At 59.0% G+C, this 14,783-nt stretch carries 14 protein-coding genes and 1 riboswitch; of the genes, 8 read left to right on the forward strand and 6 right to left on the reverse strand.

Annotated elements, in window-relative coordinates; all coding sequences use genetic code 11:
- The first annotated feature begins 16 nt into the window (after positions 1–16).
- The gene (purD, locus tag AC2FF8_RS09155) at positions 17–1,285 is read left to right on the forward strand and encodes a phosphoribosylamine--glycine ligase (protein ID WP_496879509.1); all 1,269 of its coding nucleotides are present in this window, start codon (positions 17–19) and stop codon (positions 1,283–1,285) included.
- 133 nt (positions 1,286–1,418) lie between these two features.
- Here the strand turns inward: purD and AC2FF8_RS09160 are convergent, their stop codons facing one another.
- The gene (locus AC2FF8_RS09160) at positions 1,419–2,162 is read right to left on the reverse strand and encodes an FG-GAP repeat domain-containing protein (RefSeq protein WP_496879510.1); all 744 of its coding nucleotides are present in this window, start codon (positions 2,160–2,162) and stop codon (positions 1,419–1,421) included.
- Positions 2,162–2,485: a 2Fe-2S iron-sulfur cluster-binding protein gene (locus AC2FF8_RS09165; protein ID WP_170346586.1), complete on the reverse strand. Its 324-nt coding sequence runs from the start codon at positions 2,483–2,485 to the stop codon at positions 2,162–2,164. Before AC2FF8_RS09165 ends, AC2FF8_RS09160 begins: the two co-directional genes overlap by 1 nt.
- Before the next feature lie 127 nt (positions 2,486–2,612).
- Here AC2FF8_RS09165 and AC2FF8_RS09170 point away from each other — a divergent pair, with 127 nt between their 5' ends.
- Together AC2FF8_RS09170 and AC2FF8_RS09175 are read left to right on the forward strand one after the other, a co-directional pair.
- Positions 2,613–2,984, forward strand: a complete 372-nt coding sequence (locus AC2FF8_RS09170) for an OB-fold nucleic acid binding domain-containing protein (protein ID WP_480684608.1) — start codon at positions 2,613–2,615, stop codon at positions 2,982–2,984.
- Between the two features lie 246 nt (positions 2,985–3,230).
- Positions 3,231–3,617, forward strand: a complete 387-nt coding sequence (locus AC2FF8_RS09175; protein ID WP_170346588.1) for a hypothetical protein — start codon at positions 3,231–3,233, stop codon at positions 3,615–3,617.
- 69 nt (positions 3,618–3,686) lie between these two features.
- On the opposite strand, the gene AC2FF8_RS09180 is transcribed toward AC2FF8_RS09175, so the two are convergent.
- Positions 3,687–4,385 (reverse strand): glutathione S-transferase N-terminal domain-containing protein, encoded by a 699-nt coding sequence (locus AC2FF8_RS09180; RefSeq protein ID WP_496879511.1) that lies wholly within the window; start codon positions 4,383–4,385, stop codon positions 3,687–3,689.
- A gap of 121 nt (positions 4,386–4,506) precedes the next feature.
- Positions 4,507–4,584, forward strand: a riboswitch (SAM riboswitch).
- A gap of 62 nt (positions 4,585–4,646) precedes the next feature.
- On the opposite strand from AC2FF8_RS09180, the gene metZ reads away from it, so the two are divergent.
- Both metZ and folE2 read left to right on the forward strand, forming a co-directional pair.
- Positions 4,647–5,852: an O-succinylhomoserine sulfhydrylase gene (gene metZ, locus AC2FF8_RS09185; protein ID WP_496879512.1), complete on the forward strand. Its 1,206-nt coding sequence runs from the start codon at positions 4,647–4,649 to the stop codon at positions 5,850–5,852.
- Between the two features lie 230 nt (positions 5,853–6,082).
- Positions 6,083–7,186 carry a GTP cyclohydrolase FolE2 gene (folE2, locus tag AC2FF8_RS09190; RefSeq protein ID WP_496879513.1) on the forward strand — a complete coding sequence of 368 codons (1,104 nt, stop codon included), beginning with the start codon at positions 6,083–6,085 and terminating at the stop codon, positions 7,184–7,186.
- A 340-nt stretch (positions 7,187–7,526) separates the two neighbouring features.
- Here folE2 and AC2FF8_RS09195 read toward each other — a convergent pair whose 3' ends face one another.
- Positions 7,527–8,162, reverse strand: coding sequence for a hypothetical protein (locus AC2FF8_RS09195; protein ID WP_496879514.1), 636 nt, complete (start codon positions 8,160–8,162; stop codon positions 7,527–7,529).
- An 11-nt stretch (positions 8,163–8,173) separates the two neighbouring features.
- On the opposite strand from AC2FF8_RS09195, the gene AC2FF8_RS09200 reads away from it, so the two are divergent.
- Complete coding sequence (locus AC2FF8_RS09200; RefSeq protein WP_257600475.1) at positions 8,174–9,622, forward strand: TrkH family potassium uptake protein; 1,449 nt, start codon at positions 8,174–8,176, stop codon at positions 9,620–9,622.
- A complete protein-coding gene (locus AC2FF8_RS09205; RefSeq protein ID WP_496879515.1) occupies positions 9,622–11,196 on the forward strand; it encodes a thiamine pyrophosphate-binding protein in 1,575 nt (524 codons plus the stop codon). Before AC2FF8_RS09200 ends, AC2FF8_RS09205 begins: the two co-directional genes overlap by 1 nt.
- Before the next feature lie 55 nt (positions 11,197–11,251).
- Here AC2FF8_RS09205 and AC2FF8_RS09210 read toward each other — a convergent pair whose 3' ends face one another.
- On the reverse strand, positions 11,252–12,991 hold the full coding sequence (locus AC2FF8_RS09210) for a serine protease (RefSeq protein ID WP_496879516.1): 1,740 nt from the start codon (positions 12,989–12,991) through the stop codon (positions 11,252–11,254).
- Between the two features lie 206 nt (positions 12,992–13,197).
- Between AC2FF8_RS09210 and AC2FF8_RS09215 the strand changes: the two genes are divergently transcribed.
- Entirely contained in the window at positions 13,198–14,127 is a 930-nt protein-coding gene (locus AC2FF8_RS09215; RefSeq protein WP_152457612.1) for a glycine--tRNA ligase subunit alpha, read from the forward strand.
- Positions 14,128–14,135: 8 nt separating this feature from the next.
- On the opposite strand, the gene AC2FF8_RS09220 is transcribed toward AC2FF8_RS09215, so the two are convergent.
- Entirely contained in the window at positions 14,136–14,768 is a 633-nt protein-coding gene (locus AC2FF8_RS09220) for a MarC family protein (protein WP_170346597.1), read from the reverse strand.
- Positions 14,769–14,783 lie beyond the last annotated feature (15 nt).

The raw sequence follows: 14,783 nt of genomic DNA on the forward strand, positions 1-14,783 counted from the left end.
AGATCGGAGAGCTTTCATGAATATCCTCATTCTCGGCAGCGGCGGGCGCGAACACAGCCTGGCATGGGCAGTGCTGCAAAACCCCAAATGCGACCGTCTGATCGTGGCTCCGGGGAATGCGGGGATCGCTCAGATCGCTGACTGTGCCGCTCTGGATATTGAAAACGGCGGCGCTGTTGTCGGCTTTGCCGAAGAAAATGCGATTGATTTCGTGATTGTCGGACCCGAGGCGCCTTTGGCGGCCGGTGTGGCCGATCGGTTGCGCGAAGCCGGTGTATTGGTTTTTGGACCTTCAGCCGAGGCGGCGAAGCTGGAAGCGTCGAAAAGCTTCACCAAGGAAATCTGCGACGCGGCCAACGCCCCCACCGCGGCTTATGCCCGGTTTACCGAGGCTGAGCCTGCCAAAGCCTATATCCGCGAACAGGGCGCGCCGATTGTGGTCAAGGCCGATGGTCTGGCCGCAGGCAAAGGCGTGATCGTTGCGATGGACGAGAAGACCGCATTGGACGCCATTGACGACATGTTCGGCGGTGCCTTTGGCGGTGCGGGCGCGGAAGTCGTCATCGAAGAATTCATGGATGGTGAAGAAGCCTCGCTGTTCGTTCTGTGCGATGGTGAGGACATTCTTTCAGTCGGCACGGCCCAGGATCACAAACGGGTTGGCGAGGGCGATACCGGCCTGAACACCGGCGGGATGGGCGCTTATTCTCCGGCGCCGGTGTTGAGCGAAGAGGTGGAGGCGCGTGCGATGGAAGAAATTGTGCGCCCTACCATCGCCGAGATGAAGCGCCGGGGAACGCCGTTTCAGGGCGTTCTCTATGCAGGTTTGATGATCAAGGACGGGCAGCCAAGGCTGGTCGAATACAACGTCCGCTTCGGTGACCCGGAATGTCAGGTTCTGATGATGCGTTTGGGCGCGCAGGCGATGGACCTGATGCACGCGGCTGCCGAAGGCAGGTTGGGTGAGATGCGGGTGAATTGGGCGGATGACCATGCCATCACTGTGGTGATGGCGGCCAATGGCTATCCGGGTGCTTACAAGAAAGGCACTGCGATCAAAGGGCTTGAAGGCCTGCCGGAAGACAGCCGGAACATGGTGTTTCACGCTGGTACAAAGAGTGCCGATGGGCAGGTGGTTGCATCGGGCGGGCGCGTGCTGAACGTGACCGCCCGGGGGAGCACACTGAAGGAGGCGCGCGACCGGGCCTATGAAATGGTTGAAGCCGTGGATTGGCCTGACGGGTTTTACCGGCGCGATATCGGATGGCGTGCATTGGATGATTGATCGGGCAGGGGGTTTGCCCCTCGGCCTTGCGGCCTCCCGGCGCTGCGCGCGCTCGCGGTCGAAATCGTCCACTGGACGATTTCCTTTCAACCGCTCATCCCTCAGGATATTTTTGGCCAGATGAAGAGGCGGATCAGCAGTTCAGGGCTTGGGCTAGGCTTTTGCGGCCGTTGAACGGGCCCCGGTCGGATGTGATCCAGCCGTTGTCGTAAGAGACGCTGACGATCCGCGTCCAGTCGGCGCTGGCCACGATCAGTTCCGGGCGGTCGCCGCAGGTGCGCAGGCCACCGGAAATGAAATCTTCACCGATCCTGTGGTTGGTCAATCCGGGCAGAGCCGCGATTTCGCTCAGGGCGTTGTCTTTGTAGCGCCAGATGCGCAGTGTTTTGGCCAGATGAGGACGGTCGATATAAGCGATTTCGATATGCCCGTCGCCGTCCAGGTCGGCGGCCCCGATCGGGGCAAGCCAGCGGAAGCGGGTGCCGATATGAGGCGTGGCCGCGATCTTGTCTCCGGCGGCGTCGTAAATCGCAAGTTGAGCCCCTGTTTTGTCGTGGGATTCAACGACAATTGCTTCGCGTGCGCCGTCCAGGGTGACGTCTGCCAAGCGCGGGGCGATGTCTTCGAACACGCGATCCTGTGGCAGGCGAATAGTTACGACCGTACTGTCGGTCGTGAATTCCAGCGCGCCATATTCGATCGTGTCACCCAGGACGCCATGGGCGTAACGAGTGGTTGGTTCTGTGAAGCGGGCGTCGTTTATGGTATCTGCCGTGCCAGCTTGTGGCAGCGCGAGCCAAAGTCCGAAAGATAGCAAAGCGCCGCGTGCCCGACGTTGCCAAAAGCGGCGGGGCAGGCGCGGCGCCTTGTTGTGCATCAGATCTGCTTTTCAGGCATCTGAACGACCAGCCCGTCCAGCGCATCGGTGACCTTGATCTGGCATGTCAGGCGCGAGCGGGCCGGGTCGGGCTCGAACGCAAAGTCCAGCATGTCTTCTTCCATGTCATCCTTGGCCGGAATTTTCTCGACCCAGTCGGGGTGGATGTAAACATGGCAGGTCGAGCAGGCGCAGGCGCCGCCGCAATCGGCCTCGATGCCGGGGATGTTGTTGTCGCGGGCCCCTTCCATGACGGTCAGTCCGTTGGCGACCTCGACTGTGTGTTCGGTACCGCCGTGCTCGACATAGGTGATCTTTGCCATTGCGTGCGTCTTCCTTTTACGATGTTCGATTTCTTCCTTAGTGAAGGCATTTAGGTCTTTCCAGCCTCATTTGCGACTCAGCGCGCCATGTCTGGACTTTCTTGCTGTTTGTTCTATTTTTGTTCTCATGCTTGTTGCACCCGTTCGCCCTGTGGTTTCAAACCGGGATTGGCCGCGCCCGCCGTCCTGTCTGCCTTCCAGCCAACTGGATTCCCCGCCCGAGGGCGCGCGCGTGGCTGTGGCCGGGCTTGTGATCCTGCGGCAGAGGCCGGGAACGGCCAAGGGGGTGATCTTTCTGACGCTTGAAGACGAGACCGGGGTCGTGAATGTGGTGGTCTGGCGCAAAATCTACGAACGGTTCCGCCGTGCGGTGATTTCGGGGCGGTTGCTGAAAGTGACAGGCCGGATGCAGCGGGCGCATTCAGTGACCCATGTGATTGCGGAAGAAATCGAGGATATTTCGGGGATGCTGGATATGCTGGTGCAGGGCGCAGGGTAGGCCTGATGTGACGGGAAATAACAGGCGGCTACCTTGTTGCCTTGCGCGCAACAAGACCTGTGCGCCGATGAATGTCGGTAAGTTCCCGCATATCACGCTGGGTCAAAGGCGCTTTTCCGCCAATTCGGCATTGGCCGGTCGACTCTTTGATGCCGTGTTAGTACTGCGGGCATCTCTATGCGTCGGCCTGTGTCTGAACGCAGGCGCGATGGCACGCCACTCAACATCTTCTCAGAGTCAGTTCAGATGCCTGAAGTAACACGAAATGGATCGTTCGAAAAAACCGTCCAGATGGATGAGAGCCAGATTGCCGGTCGCCTTGGCGAACTGTTGGAGCATACGCGTTCAAAAGGATACGTGCATACCGCCAGAATGATCGAGGAAGCTTTGAGTGCCCACTCTTTCGAGCGCAGACACCTTGGGAACACCCAAAAATACCTCTCGGAATTGCAGCGTCTAAAGCGCAAAGAGATGACACGCTTGGTGCGGGAAACGGATGGGAAGAAGCAGGCGGCTTTTGTCCTGACGCCCCGGATGCGCGTTGACCACAGAAATCCTGCCGCGCTGCGCAGTGGGGTTTGGAGGAACACCCCGATGCCTTTCCTGGCGGAACCCGAATTCAAGTTTCGCTAGCCGATCCTGCCGCGGCCAAGGCAGCCAGGGCTGATGATCAGCGTCAATCCAAACGGGTTTTCAACGCAGTCATCGTTTGAACAAGACCTCCTGCGCCTGCTTGTCACGATTGTCTCCTCGTAGCTCTGCGTGCAGAGCGCGCCCGGCCTGAACACCGGGGCGGGCGCCGACGGCCTTCAGCCAGCGCGCAAAGTGGGGTTTGTCCTCCAGCACTTGCTGCTGCCCTTCCCACAGGCTGGCCCAGCCCCAGATCGACATGTCTGCAATCGAATAGAAGTCTCCGGCAACGTATTCGTTCTCGGCCAGCCGTCTGTCGAGCACCCCGTACAGACGACCGACCTCGGCCCGGTAACGATCTTTGGCATAGGGCAGGTCCTGTGGCGGGTTCAGTTGCGGGGCGTATTTCAGGAAGTGATGCGCCTGACCGGCCATTGGACCAACGCCGCCCATCTGCCACATCAGCCATTCTTCGACGGCGATCCGATCACGCTCGGTCTTGCCATAGAACTGCCCGGTCTTGCGGGCCAGATACATCAGAATTGCCCCGCTTTCAAAAACCGAGACCGGTGCACCATCTGGCCCGTCAGGGTCCACGATTGCTGGCATCCGGTTGTTCGGGGCGATCTTCAGGAACTGCGGGTCGAACTGATCACCCTTTCCGATATCGATCAGATGAGTGGTGTAGGGCAGCTCCATCTCTTCCAGAGCGATGGACACTTTCCAGCCGTTTGGTGTGGGCCAGAAATACAGATCAATCGGGTCAGCCATGTGTTCTCCTGATGTTGGGTGGATCATGCGGGTTTCTGCCGGCTCGGCAAGAGTCGCTTACGAAAGCGTGACCGAATGCAAGCCGGGCTTGACCGCAAACCGCCCGAGGCGTATTGCCATCCCAAAGCTACGTGGCGATTTGTTACCGGATTGCGGGCCACGCTAAACAACACCGCTAAAAGGTCAGGATGAAAGACCCCTTTCGCTTGGCCGCGTCTGGGGTTTTTTGTTTGCCTCCGCCGGAGGCTGAAAGGGAATGAGATGAGCGAGAACTGGAACAAGCGCACACAAGCCGTCCATGGCGGTATCCGCCGCAGTCAGTACAACGAGGTGAGCGAGGCGATTTTCCTGACGCAGGGCTTTGTGTACGAAACTGCCGAACAGGCCGAAGCCCGGTTTCTGGAATGCGGCCCCGATGAGTTCATCTATGCCCGCTATGGCAACCCGACCGTGTCTATGTTCGAACAGCGCATCGCGGCCCTTGAAGGTGGCGAGGATGCGTTTGCGACGGCCTCGGGCATGGCGGCGGTCAACGGTGCGCTGACCTCGATGCTGAAGGCCGGGGACCATGTTGTTTCAGCAAAGGCATTGTTCGGGTCCTGCCTGTATATTCTTGAGAACATCCTGTCCCGATTTGGCGTCGAAGTGACCTTTGTGGACGGCACGGACCTGAAACAGTGGCAGGCAGCGATCCGCCCGGATACCAAGGCGGTCTTTTTCGAATCGATGTCGAACCCGACACTTGAAGTGATCGACATCGCATCCGTGTCCAAGTTGGCCCATGCCGTTGGGGCGATTGTGGTGGTGGACAACGTGTTTTCGACGCCCGTCTTCTCGCGCGCGATGGAACAGGGCGCGGATGTGGTCGTTTATTCGGCAACCAAGCACATTGACGGGCAGGGCCGTGCGCTGGGCGGTGTGATCATCGGCACCAGGGACTTCATCCGCGGAACCGTTGAGCCGTATCTGAAGCATACCGGCGGCGCGCTCAGCCCGTTCAATGCCTGGGTCATGCTCAAAGGTCTGGAAACCATGGCGCTGCGCGTCAATGCGCAGGCCGACAGCGCGCAAAAGATCGCAGAGGCGCTTGAAGGGCATCCCGCGCTGGAGCGTACCCTTTACCCTGGTTTGAAGACCCACGCGCAAAATGCTCTGGTTCAATCGCAACTTGGTGGAAAAGGCGGGACCGTGTTGTCCCTGGATATCAAGGGCGGCAAGGACGCGGCTTTTGCGTTCCTGAATGCGCTGACCATTCCTGTGATCTCGAACAATCTGGGCGATGCCAAGTCGATCGCGACGCACCCGGCGACCACAACGCACCAGCGTCTGAGCGATGCGCAGAAAGACGAGCTTGGCATTACGCCGGGGCTGATCCGTTTTTCCGTTGGCCTGGAAGACGCCGGGGACCTGCTGGCGGACATCCAGCAGGCACTGGAGGCTTCGCAGAAGCAAACAGCAGCACGGTGAAAGCCTCTTGCCGCTGGGGTCGTCGCGTTGTCTGTGAACGCGGCGTCTTTTCGGGCGGTATTCGCGGTTGAAGGTTGGTCTTTGTACCTGCAAAAGGCGTATTTCGTTGCGAAATGACGGTTTTGCGCCGGTTTTTTCAATCCGGACTGCTATTGCCTGCGTATTGGGTTAAACTGGTAAATCACCTGTAGTCGTATATATTCCTACGACCAATCGAGGAACCGCAGCCGATGAACATTCACCCTCGCGACATTGATGAGACCCCGGATCAGGAAGAAGCCGCCGAGGCCCTGAAAGTTCTGCGGCAATGGGCGGAATCTGCGACGGCATCCGAGATCAGCCAGCTGGATCCGGCCATTGCGCGGCTGGTGCCCGGCCTGACGCAGGTGAACTATCCTTCGCTTTCGCGCGAGTACCCGGAGGGTTTCTCGGTTGACGCGGATTACCGCGCGTCACTGCCCGACTTGCAAAACGGCCCGTCCAGCCTGATCCGCGGTGCCAAACAGCAGATTCAGCATGTTGGCATCTCGAATTTCCGCCTGCCGATCCGTTTCCACCGGAAAGATGGGGAAGACCTGACGCTTGAGACGTCTGTTACGGGCACCGTCAGCCTTGAGGCCGAGAAAAAGGGCATCAACATGTCCCGGATCATGCGGTCATTCTACAAACATGCCGAGCGTACTTTCAGCTTTGAAGTCATGCAGGCGGCGCTTGACGACTACATGACTGATCTGGACAGCTTTGACGCACGTATCCAGATGCGGTTTTCCTACCCCGACAAGATCAAGAGCCTGAGATCGGGTCTGGAAGGGTACCAGTATTACGACATCGCTCTGGAACTGGTGGAATCCAACGGTGTACGCCAGAAGATCATGCATCTGGACTATGTCTATTCCTCGACCTGCCCATGCTCTCTGGAGTTGAGCGAGCATGCCCGCGTCATGCGGGGACAATTGGCGACACCGCATTCACAACGTTCCGTCGCGCGGATTTCCGTGGTCGTGGATTGCGATGCCGATTGTCTTTGGTTTGAAGACCTGATCGGGCTGTGCCGACGCGCGGTTCCGACCGAAACGCAGGTCATGGTCAAACGTGAAGATGAACAGGCTTTTGCCGAGCTGAACGCCGCCAATCCGATTTTTGTCGAAGATGCGGCGCGCTTGTTCTGCGCTGAATTGCTGGCAGATCATCACGTCGGTGATTTTCGGGTTGTCGCCAGCCATCAGGAAAGCCTGCACAGCCACGACGCCGTGTCGATTCTGACCGAAGGTCCAACCTTTGCGGCCTCCAGCCTGGATCCAAGACTGTTCACCACCCTGTTTCACGTTGGGTGAATACACCTGCATAAGCGGCTAGAATTTAATCAGAGATTTCATCTGTAAGCGTTCTTTTGCCGCAACGCAGCAAAAATGCTGCATCCGCGCTGTTCTTGTTGTATATCCATAGGGAATGCAGCAGCCGTTTGTATGCCAATTGAATGGTGAACGGCCCCGAAAGGAAGCCGAGACGTGAGACGCCTTGGACTGCAAGACCGCGATCACCGTTCGAGAAATCGAAGCGGACAAGCCACTTTAGTCACAAATCTCGGGCTGCATCGTTTTTACAGGAGAAACATGTAATGAATCCGATTACCCAACCGCTGGAGTTTCAAGCTGCGGCAATTCGCATGGCTGGTTACGCAATGGTCAACCAGATGAAGATCATGCAGATCGTGACCCGTTCAGCGTTTGAATTGCCGATGGCGCCTGTGCACGCGTTGCACGTGGCTGCGGCGTCTCCGGAAAAGCCGGTGGAAAAGGCGCCGGTCAAGGTAAAAGCCACCGCGCCGCGTGTGCCAAAACCTGCCGTCAAAAAGACCGCAGCAGTGAAAAAAACCGTAAAGAAGGTTGCCGTCGTTGAACCCAAACCGGCGGAGTTCTCCGCGAAGCCACGCGCTGCCGTCACGCCACGGGCTGAACCTGCGGCGAAAGCAAAGCCCGCACCCAAGCCGGCGTCGCAGCCAAAAACCCATGCGAAACCGGCCGCAACTGTAGCCAAGAACGCCAAACCGGTTGCGCGGAATACAGCCCCCGCCGCGTCTTCCACTGCTGCGGCGACCCCGCCGAAGAAATCTCGGGCCCGTCCGGCGGCTTCGGCGACCAAGGCGTCTTCTGCTGCGCAGTCAAAATCCGCGGCAGCGGCAGAACAAACAAAACCGCAGGCGCGCAAAACGCGACCGCCGTCGAAACCGCCCGCAATGCCGGGGGCAGATACCAAAACAGACACGTAAACCGGGATCATCTGCTTGACACGGTCGGGCTGGCGCGCCAACGCTGCGCGTCATGATGGATCTTCGCCCGGTCGGATATGTGATTGGCTTGCTGGTCGCCATTCTTGGGGCGACCATGCTGTTTCCTATGCTTGCGGACATCATCGAGGGTCGCGGCGAATGGAATGTCTTCCTGGAAAGCGCAATCATCACGATACTGACCGGATCCGTTCTGGCGATGAGCTGTTCCAACGGCGTGGGCGAGGGCTTGACCATTCGGCAGACCTTTCTGTTGACAACAGGGGTCTGGGTTGCGCTGCCGGTCTTCGGGGCAATTCCGTTTCTGTTCGGTGAAACCGAGCTGCGCTTTGTCGATGCGTATTTCGAGGCGATGTCAGGTCTGACGACCACAGGTTCGACCGTGATATCAGGGTTGGACACGCTGCCAAAGGGTCTTTTGTTGTGGCGGGGCATCCTGCAATGGCTGGGGGGCATCGGTATCATCGTTGTTGCGATGGTGTTCCTGCCGGAATTGCGGGTTGGTGGCATGCAGATCTTCCGTTCGGAAGGGTTTGAGACCATGGGGAAAATCCTGCCTCGCGCGCAGGAGATTGCGGGGCAGATTTCCCTGATCTACGTCTTCCTGACAGTTGTATGCGTGCTGGTCTATGCCGCGTTTGGGATGAGCTTTTTTGACGCGTTGGTCCATGCTTTCACGACGGTGTCCACGGGCGGTTTCTCGAACTATGATGCCTCGTTTGGTACATTTTCAGGCCCGGCCGAATATGCTGCATCCGTCTTCATGATCTTGGCGGCTCTTCCCTTTGTGCGTTATGTGCAATTGGCCAATGGTCATACATCTTCACTGTTGAAAGACAGTCAAATTCGGGCGTTTCTGGCGACCATTCTGGTTCTGGTTGTCATCATGTCAGTCTTTCTGACCTCGGTCTTTCCCCATCACTGGGAACAGGCGTTCCGCGAGTCGTTGTTCAATATTACCTCGATCATCTCGGGGACAGGATATGCCAGTGTCGATTACATGGGGTGGGGCAGCTTTCCGATCATGCTGTTCTTCCTGATCGGATTGATCGGTGGATGCGCGGGGTCGACGGCGTGTTCGATCAAGGTTTTCCGGTATCAGTTGCTGTTTGCCTCGATCAAAAGCCAGATCAAACGGATCCGGTCCCCACATGGCGTGTTCATGCCGCTCTATGATGGAAGGCCGGTCGGACGGGACGTTCTGACCTCGGTGATGAGTTTCTTCATGTTCTTCGTTCTGTCGATGGGCGTATTGTCCTGGGCGTTGGCACTGACAGGTCTGGACTTCATTACTTCGGTGTCCGGGGCCGCGACAGCGCTGGCCAACGTTGGCCCGGGTCTTGGCGATCAGATCGGACCGGCGGGTAATTTCGCAGGTCTCAACGATACGGCCAAATGGCTGCTGACAACCGGAATGCTGGTCGGGCGGCTCGAGCTTTTAGCGGTATACGCGATCTTCACCGTTCAATTCTGGAGAGGCTGATGAAAAGACCCCTTGGCGCGCAAATTTCGCATATGCTCAAGGATCGTGGCGTGGATGTGATTTTCGGCATTCCCGGTGTCCACAATCAGGAAATGTATCGTGGTATCGAAGAGGCCGGGATCACGCATGTTCTGGCCCGGCACGAGCAGGGGGCTGGATTCATGGCTGACGGTTACGCGCGCGCGACCGGCCGCCCTGGCGTCGCCTATGTGATCACCGGTCCCGGTTTGTGCAACATCATGACCCCGATCGGACAGGCCTACAGCGACTCGGTTCAGATGCTGGTTCTGTCTTCCTGTCTGGATGAAACGCAGGCCGTCCGGGGCCAGTTGCACCAGATGAAAGATCAATGTGTCGCCGCCGGTACAGTTGCGGATTGGTCTGTACAGGCCAACTCCGCCGAAGCTGCCTATGGGCTGATAGAACGGGCGTTTGAAGAATTCGAGCTTTCGCGCCCGCGCCCCAAGCACATTCAGGTGCCCATCGCGCAGTTGCAGGCCGAGGCCGACCCGGCGCCGTTCCCCAACCAGCCCGCGCTGCGCACCAAAGCCTTGCCGCCTGACGTGTCATCGGTCGTGTCCATGTTGAACCTGGCCCGAAGGCCGCTGTTCATTCTGGGTGGGGGCTGCAAATCCAATGAATGGCGGCAGATTCTGACGCAGCTGGGGGCGGCTTGCTTTACCACCTATGCCGGGCGCGGGCTGCCGGGCGCTAACTATCCGCTGGATTTCGGGTCCATGTTGCCGCGTCCCGGCAGTGCCGAGGTAATCGCCTCGGCGGATCTGGTGATCGCTGTCGGGGCCGAGCTGGGCGAGGTCGATTTGTGGCGGCAGGATTTGGGGCACAAGGCGACCTTGATACGCGTTGATCTCGACCCCGAGGTTCTGTCTGATCGCCACCGCGCCGCCATCAAGCTGCAAGTCGACAGCCAGAGCTTTGCCCGCGCCCTGTGGCACGCAACCCAGGAGATGAAACCGGCAACAGGCTGGTCACCCGAGGAAGTGGCCGATGCGCGCGCGCGCTGGCGTGCTGAGGTGGATGCCGAGCGGCCCGGAATCGTACCGATCGCAGATGCCCTGCGCGCGGCCATGCCGGCCGATACGATGATCTATTCGGACATGACCCAATTTGCTTACGTTGCAAAAGAGGTCTGGGACATGGCCTTCCCCCATCATTGGCACCACCCGACGGGGTTTGGCACTCTTGGCTACGGGTTGCCCGCCGGTATTGGCGGGGCGGTTGCCCGACGCGGCAAACCCACGGCGGTTATCGCCGGGGATTACGGGTTCCATTACACGATGCAGGAACTGGGCGTGGCGGTTGAACTGGGATTGTCGCTTCCGATCATTCTTTGGGACAATGGCAAGCTGAAGGAAATCGAAGACAGTATGGTGCGCAGCCAGATCGCCCCCAATGCGGTCATGGCCCACAATCCTGATTTCTGTAAGCTTGCCGAAGCCTTTGGCGCGTTTTCCATGGCGCCGTCGAACGTTGCAGAGATGCAAAGTGCCGTCCGAGCTGCATTCGATGCGCCTGTGCCGACCTTGATCCACGTGACACCTGACATTCTGTAACGAAAACGCGCCGCATTTTCATGCGGCGCGTGTCTTGCATTGATGTGCTGTCGGATCAATCCCAGCAGTGAACCAGAACCGTCATGCCGGTTGCGCGCCGGTTCAACTCATTGGGTGAGATCCGTGTGGTTTCCTCGCTCGACTGACCGGACACTCCGGCCTCTGCCAGAATTTCCGTCAACCGATCAACGGTGGCCGCAAGGCTGACCGAAGCGGGCAGGGTGCGCCCTTCGGACGGTGTGGGCAACAACATTCCGACGACGTTGCCGCTGTTGTTGAAGACGGGGCCGCCTGCATCGCCGGGTTGGGCATTCAGCGCCAGACGTTTGACGCCGGTCTCACCGTTCAGCCCACGAACGTCCGCGACCTGCCCGTAGGTCAGAGAGGGGCCGCCCAATGCGCCCTGATAGGAAAAGCCGGACACGGCCACTTCTGACTGGATGCGCGGCTTGGCGGCACTGAACGCGGCGACGCTCATGGGGGCGAGAGTCTTTGCAGGGCGCAGGACTGACACGCCAAGTTCAGGGTCCGTCAGGGCCAGTTGAACCTCGTGATCATCATCCAGAGTGATCCGCGTGCAGCTGTCCGCGGCCTCGGAAACCGTCAGTACTGTCCCATTCTCATCCGCAAAGAAACCAGAGCGCGTCAGCCGAGGCTTGCGGACCTGAAGGCCCGACACCAGATCGATGCGCTGTTCTGCGGATGCACCGGCGGAGGCATCCAGAACCGCATCCGTCGTGCTGAAGCTGGAGGTCATCGCTGACAGAACCCGCAGGCGACGTGCTTCGTCTCCTTCGGGCCAGACAAGGGTGAAGCCCTTGATTTTTCCATCCGCCAATTGCGCTTGCGTAAAGGACACTATGCCGTTGCCGCGCCCTTCAAGGGTAAACCGGTCGCGGCCCAGTTCACGAGGGCCATTCAGCGGAACGATCTCAAGCGATTGCATCACCTCGTAAAGCGCGCGGAGCGTGTTCTTGTCCCCCTCCTGGCTGATCAGGAGCGCCTTGGCGTTCAGGTCAGAGATGCTTTTGAAATGTGCAAACGGGGCTTGATAGCGATCAAGGCTCACAGCGCCCAGAGGCATGTCGAGCACAATCCCGGCCTTGTCGTCGGAATACCGCTCCATTCCGACAGAGATCAGCGGCGCGTTGTATTCATCCATCAGGGCCTTGCGCTGCAACGTGGTCAGAACACCCGTGGCGTCAAACCCGTTATAGCGCTGCCAATCGCTCATTGATCGGCGGGTGCCTTGCCCGAACGCACCATCAATGGTCGAGTTGTAAAACCCCGCCGCGCGCAGAGCCGTTTGCAGATCCTTGCGTTCCTGCGCGGTCAACAGACGTTCGGACTGAAGCGCCTGTGCGCGGGTTTCATCGGAATCCTGTGGTGTGACCACAGCCGGAGCCTCTTCCGGTTGTGCCACAGGTTCAATTGGTGCCGCGACGGTGCCGCGGTTCAGCACGTTTGCCCCGACGGGCCAGAACTGTTGCCCCATCGAGCTGGAAAACGCGATGTAACTGTCGCGCGGGATCTGGCCTTCGGCCCGATAGACGCGCAGCACCTGTTCGGCGTCGGTACGAGCATAGGGGCCGATCACGATCGCGTACCAGCCGCTGTTCAGGCGAAACCCGTTCACGTCCGGCAAGGTGCCGGCATAGGCCTGTGCCCGTTCCTGCGCTTCGCGCAGTGATGGCTGGGCCTCGACCTGGACCCAGACGCCGGGATCTTGTTGTGCGGTTGCGGCGCGCAGGCCGACCAGAAGAAACAATAGGATTGCTGAAAATACGCGTGTCATAGTCTGCCCGTCTTTTGCAGTGTTTGTGCTTTGGTGCAGAATACGCGAATTCATTTGCGAAACGCCATGCCGCGAATGCGGGGAATTTCCGGTGTGGCTCCGCAGATACAGGCTTGGACCCAAGCCCCGTTGACGCCCCTTGGCCCCTTGCATAGGAAGGGCAAAACCGACCGGAACCGGGCGCAGAGGCGCCCAGAGGGAATGCCATGACCGAACCGACCAGCGCACCGCGTTCATTTCAGGAGATCATCCTGCGGCTTCAGACTTATTGGGCGTCGAAAGGCTGTGCGATTCTACAGCCCTACGACATGGAAGTCGGGGCCGGAACGTTCCATCCCGCGACGACCCTGCGCGCGCTGGGGTCCAAGGCATGGGCCGCGGCTTACGTTCAGCCGTCGCGCCGCCCGACGGATGGGCGTTATGGCGAAAACCCGAACCGGTTGCAGCACTACTATCAGTATCAGGTACTAATCAAACCCAGCCCACCGGATTTGCAGGAACTGTATCTGGGAAGCCTTGAAGCCATCGGCATCGACATGGACCTGCACGACATCCGGTTCGTCGAGGATGACTGGGAAAGCCCGACACTCGGCGCGTGGGGTCTGGGTTGGGAAGTCTGGTGTGACGGAATGGAAGTCAGCCAGTTCACCTATTTCCAGCAGGTCGGCGGGCATGACTGCGCGCCGGTATCAGGCGAGCTGACATATGGGCTTGAGCGTCTGGCCATGTATGTTCTGGGCATCGATCACGTGATGGACATGCCGTTCAACGATCCCCAGTCGCCCAGCCCTTTGACATACGGCGATATCTTCAAGCAGACCGAAGAGGAATATGCCCGTTGGAACTTCGACGTGGCCAACACCGAGGTTCTGCTGCGCCACTTCGAAGAGGCCGAGGCCGAGTGCGCCGCAATTCTGAGCCAGGAGCATGTGGATCCGAAGACGGGCAAGCGCATCATCATGGCGCACCCGGCCTATGACCAGTGCATCAAGGCCAGTCACATCTTCAACCTGCTGGACGCGCGCGGCGTGATCTCGGTGACGGAACGGCAGGCCTATATCGGGCGTGTTCGGGCGCTGGCCAAACAATGTGCGGATGCGTTCGTGCAGACCGAGGCCGCCGGGTTTCAGGCCTGATGAGGCAGTCAGGCCAGTCCGGGCAAAAGTGCTTTGAGTCCGTCTGCGATCATGCTGACGGCAATGGCCGCAAGGATCATGCCCATGAAGCGGCTCATGATCACGCGCGCGTTGCTGGACAGGCGTTCAGCCAGCCATGCGGCGTTCCAGAACGTGATCAGAAGCAGGCCAACTACGGTGAGGAATACTGCTGCATAAACAAAGGCTTCGACCGGAGTTTTGACCTGATGTGCATACAGGATCAGGGTGGTTATCGTGCCAGGGCCCACCAGGATGGGAAAGGCCAGCGGGTAAAAGGCCACAGTGTCTGGTTCGGGGTAAGCTTCCTTTTCGCCTTTCGTTCCGTGGTGAGAGGTGCTTTCATTACCGTTCAGCATATTGAGGCCGATCATCATGACGACAAGGCCACCGGCGACGCGCAGGTGATTGACGCTGATGCCAAAAAGGCCAAGCGCCTGACTTCCGACCAGCGCAAAGGCTCCACCAAGGATCAGGCAATAGATCACCGTCTTCACCGCGATCTTGCGCTGGTCGGCGGCAGGCAGATCCTGAGTGACGCTCAGAAACACCGGCAGGTTGGAAACCGGGTTCATGATCGCAAACAATGCGCCGAAAAAACCGACAGCAAGCGTGGAATCCATGGTGTTGACCTCATT

It is taken from the genome of Ruegeria sp. YTSA144, from assembly GCF_059610125.1.

What these genes read in the sequence shown, in the direction of transcription:
- AC2FF8_RS09175 (WP_170346588.1), top strand. Translation starts at nt 3,231, where the DNA reads ATGCCTGAAGTAACACGAAATGGATCGTTCGAAAAAACCGTCCAGATG.
- AC2FF8_RS09205 (WP_496879515.1), top strand. Translation starts at nt 9,622, where the DNA reads ATGAAAAGACCCCTTGGCGCGCAAATTTCGCATATGCTCAAGGATCGT.
- AC2FF8_RS09160 (WP_496879510.1), bottom strand. Translation starts at nt 2,162, where the DNA reads ATGCACAACAAGGCGCCGCGCCTGCCCCGCCGCTTTTGGCAACGTCGG.
- AC2FF8_RS09165 (WP_170346586.1), bottom strand. Translation starts at nt 2,485, where the DNA reads ATGGCAAAGATCACCTATGTCGAGCACGGCGGTACCGAACACACAGTC.
- AC2FF8_RS09170 (WP_480684608.1), top strand. Translation starts at nt 2,613, where the DNA reads ATGCTTGTTGCACCCGTTCGCCCTGTGGTTTCAAACCGGGATTGGCCG.
- metZ (WP_496879512.1), top strand. Translation starts at nt 4,647, where the DNA reads ATGAGCGAGAACTGGAACAAGCGCACACAAGCCGTCCATGGCGGTATC.
- purD (WP_496879509.1), top strand. Translation starts at nt 17, where the DNA reads ATGAATATCCTCATTCTCGGCAGCGGCGGGCGCGAACACAGCCTGGCA.
- AC2FF8_RS09210 (WP_496879516.1), bottom strand. Translation starts at nt 12,991, where the DNA reads ATGACACGCGTATTTTCAGCAATCCTATTGTTTCTTCTGGTCGGCCTG.
- AC2FF8_RS09200 (WP_257600475.1), top strand. Translation starts at nt 8,174, where the DNA reads ATGATGGATCTTCGCCCGGTCGGATATGTGATTGGCTTGCTGGTCGCC.
- AC2FF8_RS09215 (WP_152457612.1), top strand. Translation starts at nt 13,198, where the DNA reads ATGACCGAACCGACCAGCGCACCGCGTTCATTTCAGGAGATCATCCTG.
- AC2FF8_RS09220 (WP_170346597.1), bottom strand. Translation starts at nt 14,768, where the DNA reads ATGGATTCCACGCTTGCTGTCGGTTTTTTCGGCGCATTGTTTGCGATC.
- folE2 (WP_496879513.1), top strand. Translation starts at nt 6,083, where the DNA reads ATGAACATTCACCCTCGCGACATTGATGAGACCCCGGATCAGGAAGAA.
- AC2FF8_RS09180 (WP_496879511.1), bottom strand. Translation starts at nt 4,385, where the DNA reads ATGGCTGACCCGATTGATCTGTATTTCTGGCCCACACCAAACGGCTGG.